This window comes from Leptodesmis sp. (assembly GCF_052746595.1).
In genome coordinates this window covers 1-26,454 of the sequence record NZ_JBRAGO010000064.1, presented here as the reverse complement: position 1 = coordinate 26,454, position 26,454 = coordinate 1, and the positions used below count along the sequence as shown (strand labels likewise).

General features: G+C 50.6%; 26 protein-coding genes. 12 read left to right on the top strand and 14 right to left on the bottom strand.

The genetic code is table 11. The features are described 5' to 3' along the window. Positions 1 to 1,388: ABC transporter permease (locus ACUVQO_RS14675; RefSeq protein WP_445926592.1), on the bottom strand; the 1,388-nt coding region annotated here is incomplete at its 3' end. A gap of 243 nt (positions 1,389 to 1,631) precedes the next feature. Here ACUVQO_RS14675 and ACUVQO_RS14670 point away from each other — a divergent pair. Beyond that, on the top strand, positions 1,632 to 2,882 hold the full coding sequence (locus ACUVQO_RS14670) for an NAD(P)/FAD-dependent oxidoreductase (RefSeq protein ID WP_445926591.1): 1,251 nt from the start codon (positions 1,632 to 1,634) through the stop codon (positions 2,880 to 2,882). Positions 2,883 to 2,973: 91 nt separating this feature from the next. Here the strand turns inward: ACUVQO_RS14670 and ACUVQO_RS14665 are convergent, their stop codons facing one another. Beyond that, positions 2,974 to 3,708: a hypothetical protein gene (locus ACUVQO_RS14665; protein ID WP_445926590.1), complete on the bottom strand. Its 735-nt coding sequence runs from the start codon at positions 3,706 to 3,708 to the stop codon at positions 2,974 to 2,976. Positions 3,709 to 4,125: 417 nt separating this feature from the next. Between ACUVQO_RS14665 and ACUVQO_RS14660 the strand changes: the two genes are divergently transcribed. Together ACUVQO_RS14660 and ACUVQO_RS14655 are read left to right on the top strand one after the other, a co-directional pair. Beyond that, on the top strand, positions 4,126 to 4,653 hold the full coding sequence (locus tag ACUVQO_RS14660) for a DNA methyltransferase (protein WP_445926589.1): 528 nt from the start codon (positions 4,126 to 4,128) through the stop codon (positions 4,651 to 4,653). A 58-nt stretch (positions 4,654 to 4,711) separates the two neighbouring features. Further along, positions 4,712 to 5,005: a DNA methyltransferase gene (locus ACUVQO_RS14655; RefSeq protein ID WP_445926588.1), complete on the top strand. Its 294-nt coding sequence runs from the start codon at positions 4,712 to 4,714 to the stop codon at positions 5,003 to 5,005. A 70-nt stretch (positions 5,006 to 5,075) separates the two neighbouring features. Here the strand turns inward: ACUVQO_RS14655 and sat are convergent, their stop codons facing one another. Genes sat through petN form a run of 3 tightly spaced genes read right to left on the bottom strand, consistent with a single transcriptional unit; the run spans position 5,076 to position 6,554 of the window. After that, the gene (sat, locus tag ACUVQO_RS14650) at positions 5,076 to 6,266 is read right to left on the bottom strand and encodes a sulfate adenylyltransferase (RefSeq protein WP_445926587.1); all 1,191 of its coding nucleotides are present in this window, start codon (positions 6,264 to 6,266) and stop codon (positions 5,076 to 5,078) included. Between the two features lie 21 nt (positions 6,267 to 6,287). Further along, entirely contained in the window at positions 6,288 to 6,446 is a 159-nt protein-coding gene (locus ACUVQO_RS14645; RefSeq protein WP_445926586.1) for a hypothetical protein, read from the bottom strand. A gap of 18 nt (positions 6,447 to 6,464) precedes the next feature. Beyond that, on the bottom strand, positions 6,465 to 6,554 hold the full coding sequence (gene petN, locus ACUVQO_RS14640; RefSeq protein ID WP_009555764.1) for a cytochrome b6-f complex subunit PetN: 90 nt from the start codon (positions 6,552 to 6,554) through the stop codon (positions 6,465 to 6,467). A 182-nt stretch (positions 6,555 to 6,736) separates the two neighbouring features. Between petN and ACUVQO_RS14635 the strand changes: the two genes are divergently transcribed. From ACUVQO_RS14635 to ACUVQO_RS14620, 4 genes are all read left to right on the top strand, one after another. After that, positions 6,737 to 7,237 (top strand): hypothetical protein, encoded by a 501-nt coding sequence (locus ACUVQO_RS14635; RefSeq protein ID WP_445926585.1) that lies wholly within the window; start codon positions 6,737 to 6,739, stop codon positions 7,235 to 7,237. A 105-nt stretch (positions 7,238 to 7,342) separates the two neighbouring features. Next, positions 7,343 to 7,981, top strand: coding sequence for an imidazoleglycerol-phosphate dehydratase HisB (gene hisB / locus ACUVQO_RS14630; RefSeq protein WP_445926584.1), 639 nt, complete (start codon positions 7,343 to 7,345; stop codon positions 7,979 to 7,981). 91 nt (positions 7,982 to 8,072) lie between these two features. After that, entirely contained in the window at positions 8,073 to 8,528 is a 456-nt protein-coding gene (gene bcp, locus ACUVQO_RS14625) for a thioredoxin-dependent thiol peroxidase (RefSeq protein ID WP_445926583.1), read from the top strand. A 192-nt stretch (positions 8,529 to 8,720) separates the two neighbouring features. Continuing rightward, positions 8,721 to 9,176 carry an NUDIX domain-containing protein gene (locus ACUVQO_RS14620; protein WP_445926594.1) on the top strand — a complete coding sequence of 152 codons (456 nt, stop codon included), beginning with the start codon at positions 8,721 to 8,723 and terminating at the stop codon, positions 9,174 to 9,176. A gap of 100 nt (positions 9,177 to 9,276) precedes the next feature. Here the strand turns inward: ACUVQO_RS14620 and ACUVQO_RS14615 are convergent, their stop codons facing one another. Both ACUVQO_RS14615 and ACUVQO_RS14610 read right to left on the bottom strand, forming a co-directional pair. Next, positions 9,277 to 10,248, bottom strand: a complete 972-nt coding sequence (locus ACUVQO_RS14615; RefSeq protein ID WP_445926582.1) for an isoaspartyl peptidase/L-asparaginase — start codon at positions 10,246 to 10,248, stop codon at positions 9,277 to 9,279. Positions 10,249 to 10,389: 141 nt separating this feature from the next. Continuing rightward, positions 10,390 to 10,563: a DUF2256 domain-containing protein gene (locus tag ACUVQO_RS14610; protein ID WP_445926581.1), complete on the bottom strand. Its 174-nt coding sequence runs from the start codon at positions 10,561 to 10,563 to the stop codon at positions 10,390 to 10,392. 189 nt (positions 10,564 to 10,752) lie between these two features. Between ACUVQO_RS14610 and ACUVQO_RS14605 the strand changes: the two genes are divergently transcribed. From ACUVQO_RS14605 to ribD, 3 genes are all read left to right on the top strand, one after another. After that, complete coding sequence (locus ACUVQO_RS14605) at positions 10,753 to 11,604, top strand: RNA methyltransferase (protein ID WP_445926580.1); 852 nt, start codon at positions 10,753 to 10,755, stop codon at positions 11,602 to 11,604. Between the two features lie 259 nt (positions 11,605 to 11,863). Then, on the top strand, positions 11,864 to 13,879 hold the full coding sequence (locus ACUVQO_RS14600; RefSeq protein WP_445926579.1) for a serine hydrolase: 2,016 nt from the start codon (positions 11,864 to 11,866) through the stop codon (positions 13,877 to 13,879). 10 nt (positions 13,880 to 13,889) lie between these two features. Continuing rightward, positions 13,890 to 14,969 (top strand): bifunctional diaminohydroxyphosphoribosylaminopyrimidine deaminase/5-amino-6-(5-phosphoribosylamino)uracil reductase RibD, encoded by a 1,080-nt coding sequence (gene ribD, locus ACUVQO_RS14595; RefSeq protein ID WP_445926578.1) that lies wholly within the window; start codon positions 13,890 to 13,892, stop codon positions 14,967 to 14,969. A 75-nt stretch (positions 14,970 to 15,044) separates the two neighbouring features. Here the strand turns inward: ribD and ACUVQO_RS14590 are convergent, their stop codons facing one another. Further along, entirely contained in the window at positions 15,045 to 16,730 is a 1,686-nt protein-coding gene (locus tag ACUVQO_RS14590) for an ABC transporter substrate-binding protein (RefSeq protein ID WP_445926577.1), read from the bottom strand. Positions 16,731 to 16,920: 190 nt separating this feature from the next. Between ACUVQO_RS14590 and ACUVQO_RS14585 the strand changes: the two genes are divergently transcribed. Together ACUVQO_RS14585 and ACUVQO_RS14580 are read left to right on the top strand one after the other, a co-directional pair. After that, positions 16,921 to 18,234 carry a PDC sensor domain-containing protein gene (locus ACUVQO_RS14585; protein ID WP_445926576.1) on the top strand — a complete coding sequence of 438 codons (1,314 nt, stop codon included), beginning with the start codon at positions 16,921 to 16,923 and terminating at the stop codon, positions 18,232 to 18,234. Beyond that, the gene (locus ACUVQO_RS14580) at positions 18,155 to 21,433 is read left to right on the top strand and encodes a PAS domain S-box protein (protein WP_445926593.1); all 3,279 of its coding nucleotides are present in this window, start codon (positions 18,155 to 18,157) and stop codon (positions 21,431 to 21,433) included. Before ACUVQO_RS14585 ends, ACUVQO_RS14580 begins: the two co-directional genes overlap by 80 nt. Before the next feature lie 90 nt (positions 21,434 to 21,523). Here the strand turns inward: ACUVQO_RS14580 and ACUVQO_RS14575 are convergent, their stop codons facing one another. The 6 genes from ACUVQO_RS14575 to ACUVQO_RS14550 all read right to left on the bottom strand — a co-directional run bounded on the left by ACUVQO_RS14575 (position 21,524) and on the right by ACUVQO_RS14550 (position 25,775). Then, a complete protein-coding gene (locus ACUVQO_RS14575; RefSeq protein ID WP_445926575.1) occupies positions 21,524 to 22,030 on the bottom strand; it encodes a PEP-CTERM sorting domain-containing protein in 507 nt (168 codons plus the stop codon). After that, complete coding sequence (locus ACUVQO_RS14570) at positions 21,987 to 22,667, bottom strand: hypothetical protein (protein ID WP_445926574.1); 681 nt, start codon at positions 22,665 to 22,667, stop codon at positions 21,987 to 21,989. The genes ACUVQO_RS14575 and ACUVQO_RS14570 overlap by 44 nt, the downstream gene beginning before the upstream one ends. Positions 22,668 to 23,018: 351 nt before the next feature. Then, on the bottom strand, positions 23,019 to 23,987 hold the full coding sequence (gshB, locus tag ACUVQO_RS14565; RefSeq protein ID WP_445926573.1) for a glutathione synthase: 969 nt from the start codon (positions 23,985 to 23,987) through the stop codon (positions 23,019 to 23,021). A gap of 168 nt (positions 23,988 to 24,155) precedes the next feature. Then, a complete protein-coding gene (gene grxC / locus ACUVQO_RS14560; protein ID WP_445926572.1) occupies positions 24,156 to 24,413 on the bottom strand; it encodes a glutaredoxin 3 in 258 nt (85 codons plus the stop codon). 51 nt (positions 24,414 to 24,464) lie between these two features. Then, positions 24,465 to 25,055: a hypothetical protein gene (locus ACUVQO_RS14555; RefSeq protein WP_445926571.1), complete on the bottom strand. Its 591-nt coding sequence runs from the start codon at positions 25,053 to 25,055 to the stop codon at positions 24,465 to 24,467. 402 nt (positions 25,056 to 25,457) lie between these two features. Next, positions 25,458 to 25,775, bottom strand: a complete 318-nt coding sequence (locus ACUVQO_RS14550) for a DUF6464 family protein (protein ID WP_445926570.1) — start codon at positions 25,773 to 25,775, stop codon at positions 25,458 to 25,460. Positions 25,776 to 26,454: the final 679 nt, after the last annotated feature.

Here is a 26,454-nt window from a genome sequence, read left to right as displayed (position 1 = left end):
TTAAACAGAATCGTGACATCATCTCGCTGAATGATGCGAAACTGCACATCCATTAAATAGGCCATGGCATCAAAGGAGAAGTGCCCCACCACTAATAGGGCAACTGCCAGGGAAATGCCAATGATAGATAGCAGAGACTGAATCGGCTTACGTTCCAGATTACGGAGAATAATTCGACCCACAGGAGACAACCAGCGTTGCAACCCCAATCGCTCGATGATGGTGCGGTGAAACTGGGCAGGAGGTTCGGGGCGCATCGCTTCTGCAGGAGGCAGAGAGATCGCTCGTTTGACGGCTGCAAAAGCCCCCAGCAAAGCCGAACTACCACTGATCAGAATGGCGACGATCGCGGTTTCCGATTGTACCTCATACTGCAACAGGGGAAAGCGGTAAAACTCGGTATACAGACGGGTTAGAGAGGCACCCAACCAGAGGCCCGTAATCGTGCCGACGATCGCCGTTCCCACAAACACAATCACCAGCACCAGTTTGAGAAAGTGACTACCGATTTGCCAATTGCTGTAGCCAAAGGTTTTCAGAATAGCGATTTGATCGCGCTGAGTGCTGATCAACCGGGTCAGGACAATGTGCAGCAGAAAGGCTCCAATGCCCAGAAAAATTGCGGGTAGGATCATTGCATGCGCCTTAAGCTGGGTAATCTCGTCGGATATAAAGCGATTGGAAATCTGATCCTTTCGCTGAATCGCCCCAAAGCCACCGTAGGGAGTGAGGAGGCGATCCAACCGAAAGATGACATCGCTAACATTCGCTCCTGGACTTAGGGTTAAGGCCACATCGTTAAAGGCTCCATCCATATCGAAGGCCGCTCCCACTGCTTTCTGCCCCATCCATAGCACCCCGAGTCGTTGATTATCGGGGAAAAAATCTCCAGGGCGAATTTCGTATACATACTCTGGAGAGAGGGCAATGCCAACAATTCGCAACGATTGCCAGCGACCGTTGATGATCGCTCCCAGACGATCGCCCAGCTGTAAATGATTGGCGATCGCAAAAGCTTCACTGACCAGCACTTCGTCCTGACCCGGTTCTATGTAGCGTCCCTGCCGCAGGTATAAGTCATTCAACATGGGGCGTGGGGTTTCAGAAATCGATACCAACCGCCCTGTGGCAGGCTCTCGATGACCGGAAATATCCAGAGTAACTTCCATGACAATTCGGGTTTGCACCTCCGCCACACCCGGGATAGCGTGAATTTGTTCTATTAAGGAATCTGGTGCCCGCTTCAGTTGTGCAAATACCTGAGCAAAACGGTACTCGTAATAGGTTGCCTGAGTCAGCTTCAAGGATTGGTAGGTGCCGCTCATGGCGACGAAGATGGCAATGCCACAGGCGACGATCAACGCGATCGCCAGCCCCTGTCCCCACAAATGCTACAAAGCCCGAATCAGTTTTTTATCCAGCGCTTGCATGGCGATCGGTTTAACTCACCTATGTCCTACTCTGCCAACAGAACATGAGGAACTTGTGAAGGAGTCGAGGGAACAATCGTCTTGGAGTTTCTGTGAGGGTTCGATAAAATCACCTGCTGACCTTCCATCCGTCCTTTCTGCTGGAAACCGTTCGTGCTCTTGAAAATGGCATCATAAGTTTAGTGTTAGTCAGCGATAGTTGTGACGGATCAATTTCCATTCCAGATTGTTGTGATTGGAGGAGGGGCAGCGGGCCTCTTTGGGGCGATCGCCTGTGCTGAAGCTCATCCTGAAACACGAGTAATTGTGCTAGAGGCGGCCCATCAGCCATTAGCGAAAGTACGGATTTCTGGAGGTGGCCGCTGTAACGTTACCCATGCCTGTTTTGATCCGGCTCTCCTGGTACAAAACTATCCCAGAGGAGGAAAAGCCTTGCGGGGAGCCTTCAGTCGCTTCCAGACTAAAGACACGGTGGAGTGGTTTGCGGCCCACGGGGTACGGTTGAAAACCGAGGCTGATGGTCGCATGTTTCCGGTAACAGATGATTCAGTGACGGTTGTTGATTGCTTGATACAGTCAGCCAGGAATGCAGGCGTGCAAATTCGGACTGCCGTTGCAGTCCAATCAGTGACGAAGCTTGGCGATCGGTTTCATCTGCGGCTCAAATCGGGAGAGATGTTGTCAGCAGATCGGCTGTTACTGGCTACGGGCAGCAATCCAGCCGGATATGCGATCGCGCGATCGCTAGGTCACACCCTCGAACCGCCAGTTCCCTCTTTATTTACATTTCAGATCAGCGATCCTCGATTGAGTAACTTAGCCGGAGTATCTGTGGCCTCGGCTCACCTGCGCTTGCAAGTAGAGAATAGCCCTAGCCTGGAGCAGACTGGCCCCGTGCTGATTACTCATTGGGGCTTAAGTGGGCCAGCCGTTCTCAAACTTTCTGCCTGGGGAGCCAGACTGCTTCATGACCATCACTATCAGGCTTCCTTGAGAATTAACTGGGTGTCTCAAACGAATCCAGAGAGTCTGCGGCAGCAGGTACTGGCCGTTCGTTCGCAGCTAGCCAAAAAATCGATCATGGCGAATTGCCCCATTCCGATTCCTCGGCGATTGTGGGAACGGTTAACGGTGGCGGTGGGAATTGCACTGGGCGATCGCTGGGCAGAGTTATCCAACAAAGCTTTAAATCAATTGCTGCAAGAAATAACCCAGGGCCAATTTCTGATCCGGGGCAAAGGAGTCTTCAAAGAAGAATTTGTCACCTGTGGCGGCGTTCGTTTGCAGGAAGTCGATTTTAAGACCATGCAAAGTCGCCAATGTCCCGGCCTTTACCTGGCGGGCGAAATTCTGGACATTGATGGCGTGACGGGTGGCTTCAACTTCCAAAGTGCCTGGACAACCGGATGGCTGGCAGGACAGGCAATAGGAAACGGCAAGCAAACCTTGTGAGTTCCATGCCTGGTTGAGGTTGCGAGGAGTGACGCCATCGCACCCTTACTAGAGAGGTAATAGAGATGCAGACGGTTAAACCCGTCTGCATTTATCGGTACGCGAAATAGACGCGAGCATCAAAGCCCTGCGATCGCAGAAAGTAGCTCTGGGATTGAGCCGCATCATAATCTCTGAAGCTGCCAGCATTGATGAATTCACCTGGTAAAGCCGCGTCTCGAAACGCACCAGGAACAAACTGTCTTACCCAAGACAACTGATTGGGCACATTACCACCTGTTGGGGGAACCACTACAACGTAAGGGCCGCCTCGCCAGCCAATAGCAGGAGGAACAGGGGGCGCAATACCAACAGGGGGAGAAACAGAACCTGGCCTACAACCACCAAAGTTGCCCGCGACGTATTCTGTAGCCACCCATCCCCCTGTGGTAACCCGCCGCCAGGTATAGCAATTGGCAAACACAGGTCTGCCCGTCAACTCCAGAAACGCGCCATCCGGGGCACCCCCAATAATGGGGAAGTGCAGACCAGGACCAGAACGAATGTTTAAGCCAATCCCACTGTTGGTAGATACCACACCAGAGCGATCGGGTGGAGTACTTCTGCGGGCTGCGGGATAACTCCCGCGTCTCCAGTAATGGCGGCTTTGAGCCAGGGTCTGATCCGCATGAATGCCCAATCCCAAAAGGGCAATCGTGGCACTCAAAAAAGTTAGCCCAGCCAGTGTTGGAATTTTCCAAACTTGATGTTTAATGGAGCAGAGTTGCCCCACTGAAGTGGAATCTTGATGTGCAGAAGCAGACTGCACAACATTAATAGGTTTCATATTCAAGAGTGAGGTAAATAACACAGAAAGCCACAACCCTATTAAGCAGATAACAGGAGAAGAAGCTATGTTTTAAACCTAACAGAACCCTATATCATGCGCCTAGGGTGGAAAAGCAATTCATTCTTGTTAAAAATCTTAATTATCTACTTTAGGTGCCCTGTTGTCCGGCTATTTCGCTATCCGGGCCATTGCTTTTTGGCTTAAAATTTAGATCTAATTTTTATGTAGTAATGCCGAATGTGACTACTTGCATATTTATATGTATTAACAAAATCATATTTATGTACCAGGCAAGTCATATTTACATACTAGATAGCTAAGCTCAACCAACTTCTGGATTTGGTTTTCATTAGTTGTTGGTAAAAACAAAGAACAGATGACAAAAGACAGTAAAACAAGTAGCCTGTTAAGCCGTTGACCAGTTCTTTCACGATCGCCTACGACCATCCCAACGGCATTCTGTTTTGTGGGGACTCATTAAATTGGTTGCTCACCCTACCAGATGAGGTGGCTGATTTAATTATTGCTGATCCTCCCTACAATCTCAAAAAAGCCAATTGGGATTGTTTTGCATCTCAGGAGGTTTGCATTCATTGGTCAATACAATGGATAACTCAAGCCGCCCGGATTCTGAAACCGACAGGCTTCCTTTACATCATGGGTTTTTCGGAGGTGTTGGCTGATCTCAAAGCTCCGGCCAGTCGGTTGTTTTGGGGCTGTCGCTGGTTAATTTGGCACTACAAGAACAAGGCGAATCTAGGCCAGGATTGGGGGCGATCGCACGAAAGTATCCTACTACTTCGCAAGTCTAGTTCTGCCAAGATGAATATTGACAATATTCGAATTCCCTATGGCAATCACATCCTGAAATATCCCGATCGCACGCAGGCGGAAACCAGTCAGTATTGCTACGCCAAGTCCACGAATCTGGAGCAGAACTGACAACCTAATCCACGCGGAGCCAAGCCCAAAGATGTGATTGAAATTCCTACCCTCTGTAATGGAATGCCGGAAAAAAACTCCCCGCCCTACCCAAAAACCGGAGGAGCTAATCCGAAAATTTGTGCTGGCTTCCTGCGATCGCGATGATCTGGTGATTGATTCCTTTTCCGGTTCAGGAACAACGCTGGTTGTCGCAGAACAACTGGGCCGGAAATGGTTAGGTTGTGAGATCAATCCGGAATACAATCAATGGGCAATTCAACGCCTGAAAACCATGCAACACCTCAGCGATCAGGAGTGGTTTTGGCGTGATAGAAAAGCTGCAGAACGCCGCCGCCGTATCCGGATTTGATCCCTTGGTTGAAGAATTGAGGAGAGTCAACGTGATCTGTCACCACAAAGCGATCAGTCAACTGAATGAATTAAATTTCATACTGACTCTCGGTAAACACCTTCATCGCACGGGCCAATTCAGCCGCCACTTCTGGACGGGAGAACTCTGGGGGAGGCAATTCACCGCGACACAGCATTTCTCGCACCTTAGTACCCGATAGATGAATCCGTTCCTCCGGCAGGCTAGGACTGGTTTTAGTGGTACCCATGGATTGCGTGCGGGTGCAGTAAAAGGCGTGCTCAAACTTGAGGGGAATAATGCCTAACTCCTCTGGCTTGAACTCATCAAAAATGTACTGAGCATCGTAGGTGCCGTAATAATCTCCCACACCCGCATGATCGCGACCCACGATGAAGTGAGTACAGCCGTAGTTCTTCCGTACCAGGGCATGGAAGATCGCCTCACGGGGGCCAGCGTAACGCATCGCCGCCGGATTAATCGCCAGAATCACCCGATCTTTGGGAAAGTAGTTTTCCAGCATGATTTCGTAGCAGCGCATCCGCACATCTGCCGGAATGTCATCTTCCTTCGTCGCACCGACCAGGGGATGCAGAAACAGGCCATCGACAATTTCCAGCGCACATTTAATGATGTATTCGTGAGCACGGTGAATCGGGTTGCGGGTCTGGAAGCCAACGATCGTCTTCCACCCTTTCTCCCGAAACAACGCTCGTGATTTTGCCGGATCAATCTGATAGGTGGGAAATTTGGGGTGGGGATCCCGTTGCATCAGCCAGACTGGCCCTGCCAGATTCACAGGCCCCTGCTGATAAACCACCAGCACCCCTGGATGCTTCTCTTCATTGGTGCGATAGACATGCAACGCTTCATGAACCTTATCGTAGTGGTACTTCTGGGTCAGTTCCAGGACACCCACAAACCGCCCTTTGGCATCATCCAGCCGCACCAGACTGCCTTCTTGCAACGGTTCCGCTACCGCTTCAGACACGGATAGAGTGATGGGAATTGACCAGGGTAAGCCGTTGGCCAACCGCATATTGTCCACTACAGAGCGATAATCGGCTGCTTCCATGAAACCCGTGAGCGGACTGAATCCCCCGATCGCGATCAGTTCCAGATCAGAGACAGCCCGTTCATCAAGCTGCACGACTGGCAGATGATCGGCCTTATCGAGAAATTCCCGGCGTTGCTCTGCTGTCGCAATACGATTGACCAGTTGCCCGCCATGCGGGGCGATGCTGTCTTGATAGAGAGTCATAGAAGGAGATTAACGGGAGATTTAACGACGACTTTTTTTACGCTCAGAGCGCTTATCCTGATCCTGGCGACGGCGATCGCGCCAGTCTACAATGGTCAAGTAAATGACCCCGCCGCTCACAGCCACCAATAAACCAAAGGCTGCAAACATTAAGACATTAAGTACTGAATAAGATTCCACAGGGACTCCTGAACAGTCTTAGAAGCCGTTACGTGCCCATACCACTAGCGAGATGGAAAACGTAAACACAACCAGCAAACCAACCCAACCGAGTGACAGAATATCCATAGCTTTTTGTGAAACAACCGTTACAAATTCACTGCAAGACTGATCATAGTTCAAAGTGGGAATCGGTTGGCAGGGAAGGAATAAAGGGATGATGGAAAAATTAGGAGCAAATTGGGGATTAGGGATTAGGGATCAGGGTATTTTTAGTTAAGTGAAGGGGTAAAGGGGTAAAGGGGTAAAGGATGGCTCAGGTTGCAGATGGTACTCGAAAAGTGATTTCCGCTAATCTCATGGGGACTTTGAGTTGGCAGGAACGGTGGCAATCTTTGAAGGCAGGGATGGTGGGAGCGATCGCGGCGGGACTGCTGTTTGGCCTGCTTACTGTCCTGGAAATCCAACTGCTGGCTCTGGATCTGCCCATCCTCCTATCTGGGTTTCACCGGGCCTGGGGAGTTTCCTTCCTGATCAGTCTGACGATCGCAATGCTGGCGGGCTTCTTGTTTGCTGTTACCTACCGCTATGTGACCCGCCAGGATCAAAATTTTCATCTGGGATCGGGAGCGGTGATAGCTTTTGGATTAGTAAGAGGTCTGGCCCAGGTGGATGTGGCGGTGCAGGCTCAGTTTGCTCCCGTGACGCTGGTGCTCCTGGTACTGGAGAGTGTGCTGCTGTTTGCGGGACTACGCCTGGTGTTGGATGCAGCGATCGCGCAGGGTTGGCTGAAACCATTTTCCAGTTCCTAGACGGATTGTGAGGTGATTTCTGGAAAGAAGAAGGTGACTTCAATCCAATTCCCTTGATAATAGGAGAGTGAATATATCATCTAAGCTCAGTTCCTTTCTAAATTCATGCAGACCAGCGATCGTCCGCTTAATATTTCCTCAAATTTGACCTTGCCCAATCGAACAGCCTCCGTCAGTCGTCGCACCGGAGAAACGGACGTGCAGGTCACCCTCAATCTGGATGGTATCGGGCAATGCACCGCCAAAACAGGAGTGCCATTCCTGGATCACATGCTGCACCAGATTGCTGCTCACGGGCTGATTGATCTGGAAGTGCAGGCCACGGGTGATTATGAGATTGACGATCATCACACCAATGAAGATGTAGGGATTACTTTGGGCATGGCGCTACATCAGGCGTTAGGCGATCGCAAAGGAATTGTTCGTTTTGGCCATTTTCTGGCTCCCCTGGATGAAGCCCTGATTCAGGTGGCACTGGATTTCTCCGGTCGGCCTCATCTCAGCTATGGGTTACAAATTCCCACTGAGCGAGTCGGCACCTACGATACGCAACTGGTACGAGAATTTTTTGTGGCGATCGTCAACCATGCCAAACTCACCTTACATATTCGCCAACTAGATGGCATCAACTCCCACCATATTATCGAAGCCACCTTCAAAGCCTTTGCGCGATCGCTGCGGATGGCTACAGAAGTCGATCCTCGCCGGGCCCACACCATTCCCAGTTCCAAAGGCATACTTTGAAGAAGTTAAGAGTGAAGAGTTGAGGGTTAAGAATTAAGAGTGATATCTTTTAACTTTCAACTTTTCACTGTCCACTCTCAACTCTCATCCTATGCCTCTTAACATTGGTGATCCTGCACCCGATTTCAGTCTTCCAGATGCAAATGGTAATCTGGTCAAGCTGGCTGACTTAAAAGGTCAGCGAGTCGTTTTGTATTTTTACCCGCGTGACAATACACCCGGTTGCACGAAAGAAGCCTGTGCATTTCGGGATAGCTATGCAGAGTTTCAAGATCGAGAAGTGGTTATCCTGGGTGTCAGCACAGATGATGCCAAATCTCACGAGAAATTTGCCACGAAGTATAACCTGCCCTTTCCCCTCCTGATTGATGCGGAGGGAGCAGTAGCAGCGGCCTATGACAGCTACGGCTTGAAGAAATTTATGGGCAAGGAATACATGGGAATTACCCGCAATACCTTCGTGATTGGCCCGGATGGTAGGATTGAAAAGATTTATAAGAAGGTTAAACCAGAAGCGCATGTGGCAGAGGTTTTAGCAAATCTTTAATCGTTGACGTAGTTTAATCCAGCCCTTCTTGAGTCTTCTGCATGACCAACCGCTTAGAATTAAGTCAGTGCAGTTTCAAAGGGCCGCTGAAGGGTGGAAGCTGCTGAAATAGTGACTGAATGAGGATAATTTGAGGGTGTGTTTGCCTGCCATAAGTTGTAATCTCTACATTTTCGGGCTGTGCTTTTGACTATGCGTTGGTTGTGGCACTTTGCACAAGCTGTCTTAGGGATTTTGTTCCGTCACCCCGTTACTGGAACCAGTGTGATTCCTATCCTTCCCGATGGCCGAATTGTGCTAATTCAGCGGAGCGACACGGGCAAGTGGGCGTTACCGGGTGGCATGGTGAATTGGGGAGAAGACATTGCTACCTCAATCCAGCGGGAGTTAGAGGAAGAAACCGGATTGGAGGTAGCCAAGATTTGCCGACTGGTAGGAGTTTATTCTTCCCCGGAACGCGACGGTCGGGTGCATTCGATTTGTGTGGTGGTCGAAGTGCAGGCTACTGGATCTCTGAAAATCAACGATCAAGTAGAAGTGATAGATGTTCAAGCCTTTGCCCCAGCCGATATTCCCATTGGCACGCTGTCCCATGATCACGATCGCCAATTGAAAGATTATTTCGCGGGTTACACCACCTTAGCCTGAGAAGATGTTTGAGCAGCCACGTTTGCCTTGCAGAGGAGCGTGGCATGCAGTTAAGGATCTCTGAAAAACACTGCCAACCTGTTACCCGAATGCTACGCCCTTACAAATCTATAGGTGCTGGTATACTGGCAACCAGTTGTTCTCCCTGCCATTCCAGCGTATCGCCTATTTTTTCGCCAGTATGGTAAGCCGCTAATAGAACTTCACTGGTTTTTCCCCAGGCGATCGCTCCGGTGGCATCCAACCCGATCGCGCCCAAATCTCGCTGATTCCGATGGGCCTCCTTAAAAGTGCGTTCAAAGGCTTGATGCAGTGATAACCCATCCGTCACGCGAATGACAATCCGGGCAGCCAGACACTCATCAATAATGTCTTCCCCAATGCCTGTACAACTAATGGCTGCGTCCGCCGTGGCATAGTTTCCGGCAGGCATGGCCGAATCACTGACCCGTCCAATTCGCTCAAAGCCCTTGCCTCCCGTGGACGTACCCACCGCCAGTCGGCCCTGATCATCCAGCGCCACGACCCCGATCGTCCCCCGGCCTGCAGAATCTTCCACCAGTTCTTTTTCGGCAATCACTCCAGCCATTTCTTTCTCAAAGTTTTCCGATCGCTCATGCATCCACTCCTGCAGACGAATATCAGTCATGGGGTTGTAGGGGGGCAGTTCCAGTTCTCGTAGTAACTCCATCGCCCCGTAATCCGACAGCACACGATCAGCCGACTCCTGCAAGGCATGGGCTAATCGGATTGGATTTTGCACCCGCGACACATTAATTACCCCACTGAAACGTTGCGCTGGCCCATTCATCAGGGAAGCACTCATGCGAATTTGACCATCTGACTGCAGCACTGACCCGGTTCCAGCATTAAAGCGGGGATCATCTTCCAGTAATTGGCAGCCCTTGACCACCGCTTCCTGAGCCGTCGCTCCTGCCAGTAGCAGCGGATAAATTTCCTCCAGCACTTTGTGCAGCGATCGCCGCACCACCTCCACTCCCCCCTTACCTTTTAAAGAGCTACCTGCTCCGCCATGAATAATCAACTTAGGTTGCACCCGCTGGGATGACATTAATAGAATCCTCCTGGTTAGAAGTTAAGAGTCGAGAGTTAAGAGTAAATGGGAAGATGAGTGGATGGGTGTGGGCAGCCTGTAAAGTTTCAGTTCTCAACTTTCTGTTCAACTTACAACTTAGAACTTACAACTTAGAACTTAAGACTTGTCCAGTCTGCCTTCGTTTGCCTGCGATCGTCGATTTCGGCAGCGAGCGGAGCAGTATTTCACCTCATCCCAGCAATCTTCCCATTTCTTGCGCCAGGTAAAGGGACGCTGACAAACTGGACAGATTTTGGTCGGCAAATTGGACTTGGAAACGCCGCGTGGCATGGGGTGTGAAAGATGAAAGAATGACGAATAACGAAGCCCTCAAGGGTTAAAAAAACAGTTCAAATAACCCCTTGTGTAAAGATAAGCAACGATCTCTACAATACCGCATCCCTTCCCCATCTTCTCCATCTTCCCCGTCTCTCTCCTCTCCAAACCCAATTCATCGCCTCTCTACCCCTCCACCACCTCATGTTCCCCACCTCCTTAGCCCCTATCCGCCTGATCCTCGTCGAACCTGCTGGCCCCCTCAATATCGGGTCTGTAGCACGGGTGATGAAAAATATGGGACTCATGCATCTGGTATTGGTCGATCCTCACTGTGATCACCTGGGGGCAGAAGCACGGCAGATGGCAGTTCATGCTGGGGATGTCCTGGAAGCCGCACGGGTGGTTACAACGTTACCAGAAGCCTTACAGGGATGCCGCAAAGCGATCGCCACAACAGGTCGTCCCCGCACCTTAGCCGATCGCCTGGAAACGCCCCGCACTGCCCTACCCTGGCTCCTGGAAAACAACTTAGAGCCAGATAGCGCCGCTCTGATTTTTGGTCCAGAAGACCGGGGGCTGAATAACCGTGAACTGAACCAAGCCCATCGCTTTGTTTACATCCCCGCTAATCCGGTCTATCCGTCTCTTAATTTGGCCCAGGCGGTAGGGATTTGTTGTTATGAGCTTTATCAGGTGGGAGGAAATTGGGGATCAGAGATCGGAGATCAGACATTGGGAGTTGGGGGAGATAGGGGAGATAGGGGAGCTGCAAATCAACTCTCTTCTCCCCTTCCCTCATCTTCCTCTACTCCTCTACCCCTTCACCTTTCCACGCCTCCCGCCCCCCTCGATCAAGTGGAAGCATTCTACCAGCATCTCGAATCGTTGCTATTGGAAATTGGTTACTTATACCCCCACACTGCGAATAGCCGGATGCAGAAGTTTCGGCGGTTATTTAACCGAGCCATGCCAGGAGAAGAGGAAATTGCCTTATTGCGAGGGGTATTAAGTCAGGTATCCTGGGCTGTAAACCGGGGACGATCGCGCCCATAAGACTGCTTTATCCAGGGGTACTTTTGCTAAAGTTTTAAGAATTCCAACGGTTGTTTAACTAACATGGAGATTGGCAGTTGAATAGTTGTGCCTTTGTAGACTTCTGTAGTAAACCAAGTTCAGCCAGAAAAGGGTCGTTTTCCGATCAGAAAAACTCCGGCTCTGGACTCGGACAAGGTTTAGGTCTGAGAAGGTACCATTTCTGGACAGATGGGGATGATTTTGGTAACGTTTGCTTTGGATTTTTGATGGAGTGGGTATGACAGAGTCAGAAGGGTCGTCCCGGAAACAGCAGCAGGGTGGGTTTGGCTTGTTTAAGCCATCCAAATCTTTCCGGCGATCGCGCAGACGATCTGGTTCCAACGTTCCGTCCCTCGCATCAAGTCCCCAACCTGCTCAATCCTCTCCCTACCCTTCCCGTACCCTGAGTCTGCCCAGCATTCGAGGGGATGCTCCTGCGCCTGTTTTGCCGGAGAAGCCCTCAAATACTCGAAAAGAGACCTCCAGCCCATTTTCCTGGTTGTTTGGTGGTCGCTCTGATCGCAGGAGCAGACATAGCCTGTCCAAATTGAGCAATTCCTCTGAAGTAGAGCAATTTCAGTTCCCATTATCCAACAATCGGGGAACTGGCAGCCGCGATCGAGCTACCCCTGCTAGGAGTCGAATGAATCGTACTAGTTCTCCAACTTTACCAGATGTGACTGATCTAACCGTTGCTCAACGGCGAGACCGAGCAACTGAATCTCGATTAAGCCGGGATATGAGACGAGTAAATGGCAAAAGGTTACCCCCTCCAACATCTAATGGAAATGGGGCGAGAATAGCTGCCCAGAGAGTCCCTGCATTACCCGATTCGCCAGCTCAAGAAAGCCCTGGTAGAACTCTAGTTCCCTTTTCTCCTGCTGTTTCGCGATCTGAATTAATGCCCCGTAGAGGTCGGCGACGATCGCCCAGAACCCAGTTGCAGGTAGCAGACACAAGTCTGATGTCGCAGTCAACTAGCTTGCAGCAAACCACGATGTTGCAGGATCAAGATACTATTGGCAACGGTCAAGCTACCGGACGTAGCAGACGGACAGATAAAAACGTTTTACTGCAAACCCGATCGCGCAGCATGGCGATCGCCTTATATGTAGCCCGCATGGTGATTTTAAGCATTGGGGTAGGAGTGTTAGCAGGTACAGTACTGACGGCCTGGAATCCAGGCAATCATGTTTTTCTGGCTGATGCCTCTCGGCAAGTCGTCAAACCAGCAGAGTCTCCTCCTACCGCAGTTCCAGCAGATCATCCCAAAAATGCCCTGGTGGAACTAACAACAGAAATCACTCCCCTAAAAACCAAACTACAGAGCCTGATTCAGTCATCTCCTGGATTTACACCGGGTTTGTTTCTGATTGATCTGGATAACTATAACTATCTGGACATCACTGGCTCTGTCGCCTTCCCAGCAGCCAGTATGATTAAAGTCCCCATCCTGATTGCCTTCTTCCAAGATGTGGATGCGGGAAAAATCCGACTGGATGAAAAGCTGACCATGCAAAAGGACATGGTTGCTCAGGGTTCTGGGGAGATGCAGTATCTGCAACCAGGTACTCAATTTACTGCTCTGGAAACAGCTACTCAAATGATCATCGTGAGCGACAACACAGCCACCAATATGCTAATTGCCAGATTGGGCGGAATTGCAGCCCTGAATGAGAGATTCAAATCCTGGGGGCTAACCACGACAGCTTTAAAGAATGTACTACCTGACCTGCAGGGCTCAAATGTCACCAGTCCCAGGGAACTGGCCAGCTTAATGGCACGAGTGAGTCAGGGCGAACTAATATCCATGCGATCGCGCGATCGCATGTTGAGCATCATGCAGCGCACAGTCAATAATAGTCAGTTACCCCAGGGGTTGGGAGAAGGTGCCACGATTGCGCACAAAACAGGGGATATTGGCGCCTTAATTGGTGATGTGGGTCTGGTGGATATGCCCAATGGCAAGCGTTATGCCATCGCTATAATGGTAAAACGGCCATTTAACGACGATCGGGCCTATGAATTAGTGCAAAAAATGTCGAGTGTCATTTATCAACATTTGAATGGCACAGCCAAGGGGGCTTCTGCAATTCCGGCCCCAAGCTTCTCTCCTTCCCCCACCCCCTCGGCCTCTCCCAATGAAGAAGCAGAACAGGGGGTGGAAACCGACGCCCATCACATTCCGGACAGTGAGTTGCCACCAGACAATTCTCCTGGGGTAGCGGATCCAAGCCAGACTGCCCATCAGTAAGAGGGATTCCGTGGATGTCGATCACCAGATGATGCAACGGTGTCTGGAACTGGCCCGGCGGGGTTTGGGAAAAACTGCTCCTAATCCGCTGGTCGGTTCAGTTGTTGTGCGAGATGGGGAAATCGTCGGGGAAGGTTTTCATCCCAAAGCGGGAGAACCCCATGCCGAAGTGTTTGCCTTACGAGAGGCAGGCGATCGTGCCCAGGGAGCCACCCTTTACGTCAACCTGGAACCCTGTAACCATTACGGACGTACCCCTCCCTGTTCTGAGGCTATCATTGCTGCCGGAGTTCAGCGCGTTGTAGTCGGTATGATCGATCCCAATCCCCAAGTGGCCGGAACTGGAGTTGCTCGCCTCCGGGAGGCCGGGATTGAGGTGACGGTGGGTGTAGAGGAATCCGCCTGTCAGGAACTCAATGAAGCCTTTGTGCATCGCATTCTGTATCGACGGCCTTTTGGCATCCTCAAATATGCCATGACCCTGGATGGCAAAATCGCGGCTGTTACTCGTCACAGTGCCTGGGTAACCAGTGAACCTGCCCGTACTGAAGTTCACAAGCTGCGGGCTGCCTGCGATGCCATTATTGTTGGGGGCAATACTCTGCGGCAGGATGATCCGTTACTCACGAGTCGTCAGCCCAATCAAACTCCATTACGGGTCGTGATGAGTCGATCGCTGGATTTGCCCCAGAAAGCCAACGTGTGGAATACGATCGTCGCTTCTACACTCGTCTTCACTCGATCGGGTGTGCGGCCTGAATTTCAACAGCAACTCCGCCAGCAAGGAGTAGAAGTGGTAGAACTGGATCCCCTCACGCCTGCAACGGTGATGACCAATCTGTACGAGCGCGGCTTTCTCGCGGTGCTCTGGGAGTGCGGCGGGACACTGGCGGCCAGAGCGATCGTCGATGGTGCCGTGCAAAAAGTTCTCGCCTTCATTGCCCCCAAAATCATCGGTGGCAGTACCGCTCCCTCTCCCGTTGGCGACTTGGGACTGAAGAAAATGACTGATGCTCTGCCTCTGGAGCGAGTCACCTGGCGTTCCGTTGGCCCAGATTTATTAGTAGAAGGCTATCTGAAAACTCAGTAAGTTCTGGCAACAGTAGTGCCTCCAAGTGATCGAGTCGGGTTGGTTGAGTGGGTTGGTCGCTCATGATTTTTTGTCTCACGGCTTACTAATCGCTTCAAACGGTTCGGTGCCTAATGGACTAGGAACCCAGCCAGAAATGGCTTTGCGTTGAGCCAGCAGTGGTTCGGAGTGGACTATCGGCAGGCGCAGCACTTCATCATGCAGAATCTGATCGACTTGAGTATAAAATTTGGCACGTCCGGCCTGGTCTGGAATTGCCCGGCCCTGATTCAGCAACTGAAACACCTGATCATTTTTCCAGTTGCCAATATCATCGGTGGACTTGGGGCCGAAGTGGGGATACAGGAAACTGTCTGGATCGCCAAAATCAGCCGTCCATCCCAGCATAAAGGCTTGATATCCGGGAGCTTTACGACGATCGGTCAGGTAAGCAGCCCAATCCTGCGTTTTCAAGTTCACCCGAATGCCAATCGCGCTCAGGTCAGCAGCAAAAGCTTCGGCGATCGCTTTGGGAGTGGGAAAGTAAGGCCGGGAGACAGGCATATACCAGAGTTCCAGGTCAAATCCGTTGGGATAGCCCGCGTCACTCAAGAGTTGTTTGGCTTTCTGCGGATCAAAGGGATAGGCGGTTAAGTTAGCCGCATTAGCCCAAGCCAGCGCATCTGGGAGGAAATGGGGGGTATGTTGTCCCAAGTCGCCCCAGAAGGCTTTGACAATCGCAGGTCGGTTAATGGCATAGGCGATCGCTTGCCGCACCCGGCGATCGGACAATGGTTTGTAGGCGGGATTGAGTGCCAGATAGCCCACATTCATGGAAGGACGAGAAATGGCCGTCAGATTGGCATCACCATCCACTTCTTGTTTCTGATCGGGAGCCAGATCGACGGTAAAGTCTACCTGCCCTGCCCGTACCTGAGCCAGTCGTGCTGCCGGATCGGTAATGAATCGAATCACCAGTTGATTGACTTTCGGCAAACCGGCTTTCCAGTAAGTGGGATTTTTTTCCAGGATGACGCGATCGCCCGTGCGCCATTCCTTAAATACAAACGCTCCCGTACCGACGGCCAGGGATCCAGGGGTACCATAACTGGCTCCCGCTGTTTGAATCGCGGTGGGGCTGGCAATGCCAAAGAAGCTACTGGCGATCGCCTGGGGAAAAGCGGCAAAGGGTTGTTTTAAGACAAATTGAATCGTATAGGGATCAACCACCACCACATTCTGCAGTAGGGAATTAGGATCGCCTTTGAACCCGCCAAAGATTTGCGACCAGATTTCATAGACCTTCCCGGCATTCCGGTAGCCGTGGGGATGGTTGGGATCCCACCAGCGTTCCACATTAAATCTCACCGCTTCGGCATTAAAGGGTGTACCATCCTGAAATTTCACATCCTGCCGCAATTTGAACGTCCAGGTTTTCCCATCCGGCGAGGCTGACCATTCGGTGGCCAGAGAAGGCTGCAAATCAGTACTTCCTGGCTTAAATTCCATCAATCGATTGTAAATCTGCTGCTGCACGAAGATGGAATTGCCATCCGTGATATTTCCCGGTTCCAGGTTTACGGGTTGCCCCCCCGACCCGAAGACCAGCACCCCCGGAGGGGCAGCAGTGCCAGTGGGAGATGGAACTGAGGTCTGATTGCCAGTCGTGCAATTGGTCAGCCCGATCGCCAGTCCACCCACCACTGCCAACAGCAGCAACCGCCACAAACGCTGCGATCGTCCTAGCCACGCGTAACCCACCCCTACTGATCGAACTCCCATCACGCTGTCCTGCCATGCCTCAACATCTACCGTCGTTCATTATCACCCATCCACCTGGGGAGACATTCCATTGAAACGTCTTTACCTCTCACCCTCCACCACCTTCCCAATCCTGATTGATACCATAGCGAATGTACTCCTTTTGCCCGACTTTCTCACATGAGTAGGTTGCCAATATAGCGAATCTGGTATGTCTCCTTCCCCTCAGCCACCGATCTTCCCGAAAGCAAGGCTACCGCTGCAAACCGTCTTGATTGTGTTCCTGGTTGTACCGTTAGTTGGGGCTGTGGCAACCGTCTTGTGTGTGTCCTTCAAAAATGGACAAAAGACGGTTGAGACTTTTACCAATGAGTTGATGGCTGACAAGAGCGATCGCCTGCAACAGCAGCTGCAGCAATATCTGGATGGCCCACGGGTCATTAACCAGAACAATGCAGACGCAATTCAGGCAGAGCAACTGGATGAGTTAAATGCTGCCAAGCTGATCCGCCAATTTTGGAAGCAGCGATATTTATTTGACTCCAAGAAATTTTGTGGATCGGCCATTTATTTGGGCACTCAGCAGGGGGAATTCGTCAGCCTGGAACAGCAGGGAAACCAATGGCTCGCGAATCAGGCAGGACGGGCTACAGGTGGTCGTTATGATAGCTACATTGTGAAGCAGGGAAAAGTGAGCCAACTTCTGCAACGCACTCAAAAAGTATTTGATCCCAGACAACGCCCCTGGTATCAGACTGCAAGGCAATCCCGACAACCAGTATGGAGCACCATTTATCCAGACTTTAACCAGCGTTCTGCGGAAATTACCCTCGCTCAGCGAGTTGACAATGCCTCTGGTCAAATGCAGGGGGTGCTAGGCGTAGATTGCCCCCTGTCTTCAATCAGTACGTTCCTGAAACAGGCTAAAGTCGGCCGATCGGGTGAAATTTTTATCATTGAGCGATCGGGCACCTTAGTAGCCAGTTCAGCCGATGACTTCCCTTTCAGTTCTCGATCGGATCGGCTGGCGGCTCCCCAAAGTCAGGACAACTTAATCAAAGCAGCTGCTGTACAACTCAATCAACGGTTTCGTCGGCTCAATCAAATTAAAGACAAGCAGAATTTTGACTTCGTTCAAAATGGTCAACGGTATTTCGTCCAGGTTACCCCCTTTTCAGATCAGTTTGGGTTGAACTGGTTGATTGTCGTAGTGGCTCCCCAAGCGGATTTTATGGGGCCAGTGCATGATAATATCCGCACAAATGTACTGTTTAGCGCGGCTGTCCTGGCTGGTACGATCGCCTGTAGTATTTACCTTGCCCGCCGGATTGCCTCTCCCATTCTGGCTTTAAGCACGGCCAGTACCGCGATCGCTGGGGGCAATCTCAATCAGCAGGTGCCCCTCTCCCGCATTTGGGAATTGGGAGCGCTCTCTACGGCCTTTAATCAAATGGTGGCTCAGGTACGAGACTCTTTTACTAGCCTGGAGCAAATTAAGAAACGGTTGGAACAACGAGATTATTGAGCGTACCGCTGCTTTACGGCAATCGGAGGAACGGTTCTCGAAGGCGTTTCAGTCTTCGCCTTCGCCGCTGGTGATTCTCAATTTGCAAGACTGGCGAATTCTCGCTGCCAATGACAGTTTCTTGCAACTGAGCGGTTATGCGGCAGCAGAAGTGATGGGTCAAAGTGCAGTCGGTCTGAATCTCTGGGCAAATCGGGCCGATGCCAGACGAGTGGCCAGGTTGCTGCAAAGCCAGGGGCACATCCGCAACCTGGAGTTGAAATACCGCAAGAAGTCGGGGGAATTCGGAACGGTGTTGCTGTCGGCGGAACCCATTCAGTTAGATGGGCAACCCTGTGCCATTTTTGTGAATACCGACATCAGCGATCGCAAACAGGTTGAACAGGCTCTGCAACACAGCAAACAGCAACTCAACCGCCAAAATACGGCTCTGATTGAATTAACCCGCCATCAAGCGCTGAGCCAGGGAGATTGGCAGGCGGCTGTGCGGGAAATTACTCAGACGGCTGCCCGAACTTTAGAAGTGGAGCGAGCCAGTGTCTGGCTGTATGACGGCGATCGTCAGCGAATTGACTGTGTGGATCTGTTTGAACACACCATTAATCACCATCAATCTGGATCCTCCTTAAGCACGGCAGACTATCCGGCCTACTTTCGGGTCTTGGAGCTGGAGCAACTGATTACCGCTCATGATGCATTGACGGATCCCAGAACTGCAGAATTTGGCCCCTCCTATTTACGGCCCAACCAGATTACCGCCATGCTGGATGCGCCCATCCGGTTAGGGGGTGACACGATCGGGGTGCTGTGCCTAGAACAGGTTGGAACTCCTCGCTGCTGGACATTGGAAGAAGAGGGATTTGTGCGATCGCTGGCAGATTTAGTCTCTCTGGCGATCGAAGCCAGTCAGCGCAAACAGGCAGAAGCCGCACTGCGAGCCAGCGAAACTAAATACCGCGATCTGGTACAAACCGCTAACAGCGTGATTCTGCGCTGGGATGCGACCGGCCACATCCGGTTTATGAACGATTATGGGCAGCAATTTTTTGGATTCAGTGAACAGGAAATTGTGGGCCGCCCTGTCGTTGGCACCATTGTTCCCACAACCGAAAGTCTGGGGGGACGGAATCTTGATGCCCTGATGCAGGAAATCTGCCGTCATCCTGACAGCTACCCCACCAATGTCAACGAAAATATGCGTCGGAATGGCGAACGAGTCTGGTTAAGCTGGGCCAATAAACCTATCTTCAATGAAGACGGACAATTAATTGAGATTCTATCGGTAGGCACCAACATCACAGCCCTGAAACAAACAGAAGCTGCCCTGCGCGAAAGTGAGTTGAAGTTTCGCCGGATTGTGGAGAATGCCAATGACATCATTTATATGCTGACTCCAGAAGGAACTTGCTCCTACGTTTCCCCCAACTGGACAGAAATGCTGGGACATAATCCGGCTGATGTGATTGGCAGTCATTTTGCACCGGGAATTCATCCCGACGATCGCCAGAAATGCCTGGAACAATTTCAGCAACTGGTCGAACACAACCGCCCGATTACCGGCTTAGAGTACCGGGTTCACCACAAAGATGGGAGTTGGCGCTGGCATATTTCCAATGCTTCCACCGTGCGAGATGCGGATGGTCGGATGCTTTACTGCGTGGGAATTACTCGCGACGTGACCGAACGCAAGCAGGCCGAAGCCGAGTTGCAACAGGCTAAAGAAGTCGCAGAAGTCGCAAACCGGGCGAAGAGCGAGTTTTTAGCCAATATGAGTCATGAATTGCGAACTCCCTTGAATGGCATTCTTGGCTACACCCAAATTCTGCAGCAGAATAGAAGCCTTTCTGGGCAGGATGCTCAAGGTCTGGCTACGATTCAACAATGCGGTGAGCACCTGTTAACCCTGATCAATGATGTGCTGGATTTATCGAAAATTGAAGCTCGCCGCATGGAAATCCATCCCAGTGAGTTCCATTTGCCCAACTTTCTGCAGGCGATCGCCGATCTCTTTTATCTGCGGGCACAGCAAAAGGGAATAGCCTTCCTTTATGAACCGCTGACTGACCTGCCCACTGCCATCCGGAGTGATGAACAACGGCTAAGACAGGTTTTACTGAATCTGCTGGGTAATGCCATCAAGTTCACGGATAGTGGTGGTGTCGCTCTCAAAGTGGGTTGCCTGAATCCCCCTGACATGCAATCAGAAGATCCCAGCACTTCCCCTTCTTCCCCTTCTCCCTCCTGCCTCCTCCGCTTCCAGGTCGAAGATACCGGAATCGGCATTGCTCCAGCTGACCTGGAAGACATCTTCCAACCGTTTCAACAAGTGGGTGATCATCGCCGGATGACAGAAGGGACTGGTCTGGGCCTGGCAATCAGCCGCCGATTGGTGAACTTGATGGGGGGCGAACTCAAGGTAGACAGCACATTAGGACAGGGCAGCACGTTCTGGTTTGAATTGCAGGTTCCGATCGTCGATCGCTGGCAGGAGCCATCGCTTTTGAAAACGGCAGCAATTACAGGCTACCAGGGGCCACGGCGCAAAGTGTTGATTGTCGATGAACGGGCTGAAAATCGCACTGTGTTGACTCAGTTTCTGGCTCCTCTGGGATTTGAGGTCGCCGAAGCAGTGGATGGACAGGATTGTCTGGAAAAAGCCCGCAATTTCTTCCCGGATGTAATTTTTATGGATCTGGTGATGCCCGTCATGGATGGGTTTGAAGCCACGCGGCAACTGCGACGATCGCCCGAGTTCCGAAATACTGTAATCATTGCTGCTTCCGCCAGTGCCTTTGAACATGATCCACAAACCAGTCTTAACATGGGCTGCGATGCCTTTCTCTCAAAACCGATTCGCTACAAACATTTGTTAGCTACCCTGCAAAACCTTCTGCACCTGGATTGGATCTATGAAGATAGCCATGCTTTTGATCATCCCGAATTTCCAGTATCCTCGTCGGGCATGGCGTTGTCCTCAGAAAACGTTACCATTCCCTCACTCAACCAACCTCCCACTGAGGTTCTCAAGGAACTAATCCAACTGGCCCAAATGGGAGCAGTGCTGGAAATTCAGGAGCGAGTCAGGCAGCTAGAACAGACTCATCCCTCTCTCATCTCCTTCACCACCCACGTTCGGCAACTGGCAGAAAATTTCCAGGTGCGGCACCTCCAGGATCTGTTGCAACAGTATGAATCATAAGCGAGCCATCATTCGTCGCTTGGCCTTCGTCCTTTGTAAAGGACAGATGCAGAAATGACCAAACTCGCAAATCCAAAATCCAACATTCCTTCAGGTTCGCTTGCGTTTCCGACTGGCTCCCCATCCAGCTAAGGCCATTAGGGATCCAGCAATGACAGAAGGTTCTGGAACGGTAATCGCATCGGTGGCCACAATCTTGATCGGACGTTGCAATACGCCATTGGTAAACAAGGAGCCAGAGAAGCTGGTGGCACTTCCTTGCCCATCCTTAAAGGTGAGAATGGAGCCGAGATTATTTTGAGTGGTATCAAACCCAGTTACATAAAGGTTGTTACGAGCACTTCCAGTCCCAAACGTCAAACTGCCGATGAAGTTACCACTGGGAATTGTCCCGGTATAGTTGGTGGACACCACATCCAGCAAATTCCCAGTCAGGTCATAACGGCGGATGCTACCAGCATAATCACTTAGATATAAACTCTGGGCATCAGGAGCAAGGGCCAACCCTAACAAACTGACGAATCCCGGATTTTCAGGTAACAAGGCAGGTTGGTCAATAAATAACTCTGGAATAGTCGTAGGGATTAAATCCAGCAACCTGTTCTGGGGTATATCGTAGTACCTGGCTGGCGTAAGGAGTGACAGAACTGCCATCCGCTGTATTAGCTGTACCTTGAGTCGCGACATACAGGCTACCATCAGGCCCAAATAGCAAGTCGTTTGGCCCATTTAGTCCATTCAAGGCTCCTAAGCCATTGTTATTGTCCGATGCAAAGACTCCTAAGAAGTTTCCTGTCTGGCCATCAAACTTCAGAATTTGGTTTGTCCGAAAACTGCTGACGTAAAGAGCGCCATCCAGGCCAAAGGCATTGCCGTAAGGACGGGATAGTCCATTACCGGATGCGGCTACCCCAAGAAATTCGTCCGTTGGACTGAAGCGTAGGACAGCAGAATCTTTGGGATAGAAAGGATCTAAGAGATTGAGATTGCCATCTCCTCCTACACTGACATAAAGATTGCCGTCGGGACCGAAGGTCAGATCGTCTGGTGCTCTCAGTCCACCGATTCCAGGAGTGGTGAATTCACCTAAAAAGCTACCGCTCATTTCATCAAAGATCAGTATATTGTGGCCTTTACTGTTACCAACTAAAAGAGCCGCTTGAACCTGGCAGGTTGTAGTTCCAAGCAGACAAAGCGTGCCAAGAATAGCAGACGCTGTTGAAAAGATTCTCATAGGGCTTACTGATGTGTACGGTAGGCAATCCGCTGACGGAAGTTTTTTGTTCCAATGAATGTACTATTTTTTATGAAGCTTTACCAGTCCTATGAAAACTTTTTGAAGTTGGAACACTTGTCTCCTGCTCCAAATGCCTACTTTAAAAAGACTTGGTAATTTTGTGCTTGTTTTTCATCGGAGCTTTACCTGGTAGCAAAAAGTACAGGCTACCCTTAAGAAAGATAGGTTGTGTGATGCTCAAGTTAATTGAGCAGCCCAATTGAGGAAAAAGAGAGACAGCGCTAGGGGGCTTGTTGTTGTCTCTCTCTTTTTTATTTGGGCCTAATGAAAAGATCAACGTGGGTCACTTCAATTTCGGGCATTTTCAACAATCCATTCAATCACCTGGCGACCCAGCCTCACGCCACTCAAGCGATCGATTTCTCGAATCCCCGTGGGACTGGTGACATTCACTTCAGTTAAATAGCCGCCAATCACATCAATTCCCACAAAAATCAGACCATCCCGACGCAGAAAAGGAGCCAGTTGAGCACAAATTTCCCGTTCTCGATCGGTGATTTCAGTTTGAGCCACCGCACCGCCGACGGCCATGTTACCTCGAAATTCTTGTCCAGTCGGGATCCGGTTAACAGCTCCAATGGGTTCTCCATGCAACAAGATAATCCGTTTATCTCCCAATCTGGCATCGGGCAGGTAGGTCTGTACCATGACAGGCATCAAACCCTGATGCGTACTGATTTCTACCATTGAGTTGAAGTTGCGATCGCTTGGATCCAAAAACAAAACTCCTTCCCCGGCCTTGCCCCCCAGGGGCTTCAGAACCGCCGCGCCTTGCTTCTCGGCAAATTCTCGAATCACCTGCTTATCGAGAGTGACGATCGTTTCTGGCATGGCCTCAGCGAATTGCAGCGCATACATCTTCTCATTGGCTGTTCGGATGCCACTGGGCGAATTGACCACCAGCGTTTTTTCCGGGTTGATGTAGTCCAGGATGTAAGTGGCGTACAGATAAGGAACCGTTACCGGAGGGTCGGTTCGCATAAATACGGCATCCATTTCATCCAAAAACCACTGCCTGCGATCGCCCACCTCAAACCAGGGATTCGCCGCCACCCACCGTCCATCCTGTAATGCCACAGGAACCAAATGAACAGGTTGTAAGAAGGCAAAGGCTCTCCCCGCAATCACTCCGAGTTGATTAGCCTGAGTAATCCAGATTTCGTGCCCTAGCACCTGTGCCGCTTCCATGAGCGCTACGCTGGTATCGTGTCCTGGATCCAGACGATCGATGGGGTCAATGATGAATGCAAATTTCACAATCAAATCTCAGAATAGAAATGGACAACAGACGGAGTTTTGAGTTCTGAGCTTTGAGTTTTAAGTTGAACCCCTAACTGAGAACTTAGCACTGAGAACTTAAAACTTTCTTGCGCCTGGTACTTCGCGCCAGTGGTTGACCAAAGACCAGAGACAGATGACCAAGGACTAACTCAATAGTGCATCTAACTTACCCTGGGCGTTGAGCGCATACAGTTCATCACAACCCCCAATTCCCTGATTGTTAATGAAAATCTGGGGTAGCGATCGTCGTCCATTAGCTCGCTTGGCCATCTCTGCCCGTGCAGCCTCATCCCCGTCAATACAGTACTCAGTGAATTGAACTCCTTTTTTGTTCAGCAGTGCCTTAGCTCGAATACAGAAGGGGCAAGTACTCCAGGTATAAATTTCAACGTTGACAGACATGGTTCTTTACATTCAGCGTTACTCTTTATTCTAAACTGCGGAATGCGTTAGTTACTGCCCTGGAATTTTAGTATCGGAAAGAGGGGGTGGAGAAGCGGGAAGTGGAGCCAGGGGATCGGAAATAGGAGAATTTATAGAATTTGGCAGGGTGGGGTCTGGCAGGGGAGATCCGGCAGCGGGAACAACGGCGATCGTGACTGTGCGTTGAGCCACAGAACATCCCTGCAGTCGGGCTTCTACGGTAATCTTATCATTCACTAAAGCGTTGGGAGCCGTGTAGGTCGCTTGATTATCCGTCGTGACGCGGGATGAAAACTGTCCGTAAGTGGCTTTCCAAGTGTAGATAATGGGCTTGTCATCCGGGTTATCTACTGCGATTGAAATAACCCGTTTCTCTCCTGCCGGAACCACCAGAGGCAACCCTTCTGGGGCCGAAGTTTTCTTAGCGGATGTTCCGGGTTTGGCGGGTTTTTCGACCATGACACCCGTGACTAATGTTGCACAAGCCTGGGTAGGAGCCTGATCTACCTGCACTAATGGCTTAATCACTAAATCCCAGGTGCCATAAGCACCAATCAACACAACGGCGATCGAGGGAACGATCTGGCCCAACCGTTCAAAGAAAGTAGATTGATTTGCCATGTGCTGTACGGAGGAAGATGGAACGTAAAAATGTAGATAGGTAGAATTAAACCTTGTCCAAGTTCAGAGCCGGAGTTTCTCTGGGGGAAAACGACCGTTCTCTCCCTGGACTTGGTTTAACTCCTGAATTGAGATTGTCATTAGTCAGTTGGTCATTTGTAATTGGCAAAGGACGGAGGACAATCTCATCTAAGGTTTATTTCCACCAATCTACTCAGCTTTTATCTATTGTTCATATCTACAAGCCCTTAGTCTTAAATTTCCCTCCGGCTCCATCATTTCTTCATCTAGTATCACGAAGGCAGCAGGGTGGGCTATATTGGCTCAATTTGTTCAACAAGCCATTGGTCAGTTTTCCAGAGTTTTGGGTAATCGGCCTCATCCTTCACTAACGGTGCCTACCTACTTAAATTCGATCGATTGGTAATGAGGACAGCCTTTGCAGGGGCCAGAGGGATTGATGGCACAGCGCAGGTAAGCAGAGCGGGCGTTGAACTTGCAGGTTAAATCGCCCACCGTGTATCCCAACCCTTCAACGTAGTGGTAGTCCTGGGTGTTCAGGTAAGGATGGGTATTCCCCAATCGGTTTGCAGAGACATTAATCGCGGTATGAATGCGATCGCGGGGGCGCGATCGCATCTTTCGCATGGCTGCCAGAGAGTAAAACCCTGGAATAAAGCCAATGATCATAATAATGGCAATGAAGAGAGGCTCTGGCATAATCCTGAAGCGTTGTAATCAGAGGCGGAAATGGGCAGCGGCTCTTATAGAAATTGTCCCTTAAAATCTCCTGGTCTGCCACCCCTCCGAAGTGACAAACATCACCAGGCATGAACTTAACCATCACAAATCGTGAAGTCGATCGTCACGAGTTCCGGCTTCAATAATCACGAGCCAAGTGGCTTGATCATCACCCTGGCAATCGATGTGTAGCTTCATACTGGCTTCATTAAGTTTCCAGTAATTCTTATGAAAACAATGTCATCACTGATCAAGCACATCGTTCGTGAGGCTCTTCAATCTGGCCAACTCACAGCGCGAGATGAAACCCAGATTTAGCGGCTATTTCAGCGAGGATGCGATATGGAAGACATCGAAGCCTTGACCCAGTTGCAACTGGCTGTCGAGGCTGGAGTTGTTACACGGATTTTGGATATTAGGGGAAATTTTTTGTTTGAGGATAGATGATTAGAAGTTAAACCGCGATCAGCGGCAAAAACCCTGGATTTGGGGGATTAGACCGCACTCAACGGTTGAAACTTTTATTAAGGATATTAGGCCACAGCCAGCAACCTAATATCCTTTATAGGTATATTAGACCGATCCCATCGGTTGAAAATATAGTTAGCTGGCTCCGCAGCCAGACCTTGCACTCGTTCTTCAGCGTGATCTGTCAGCC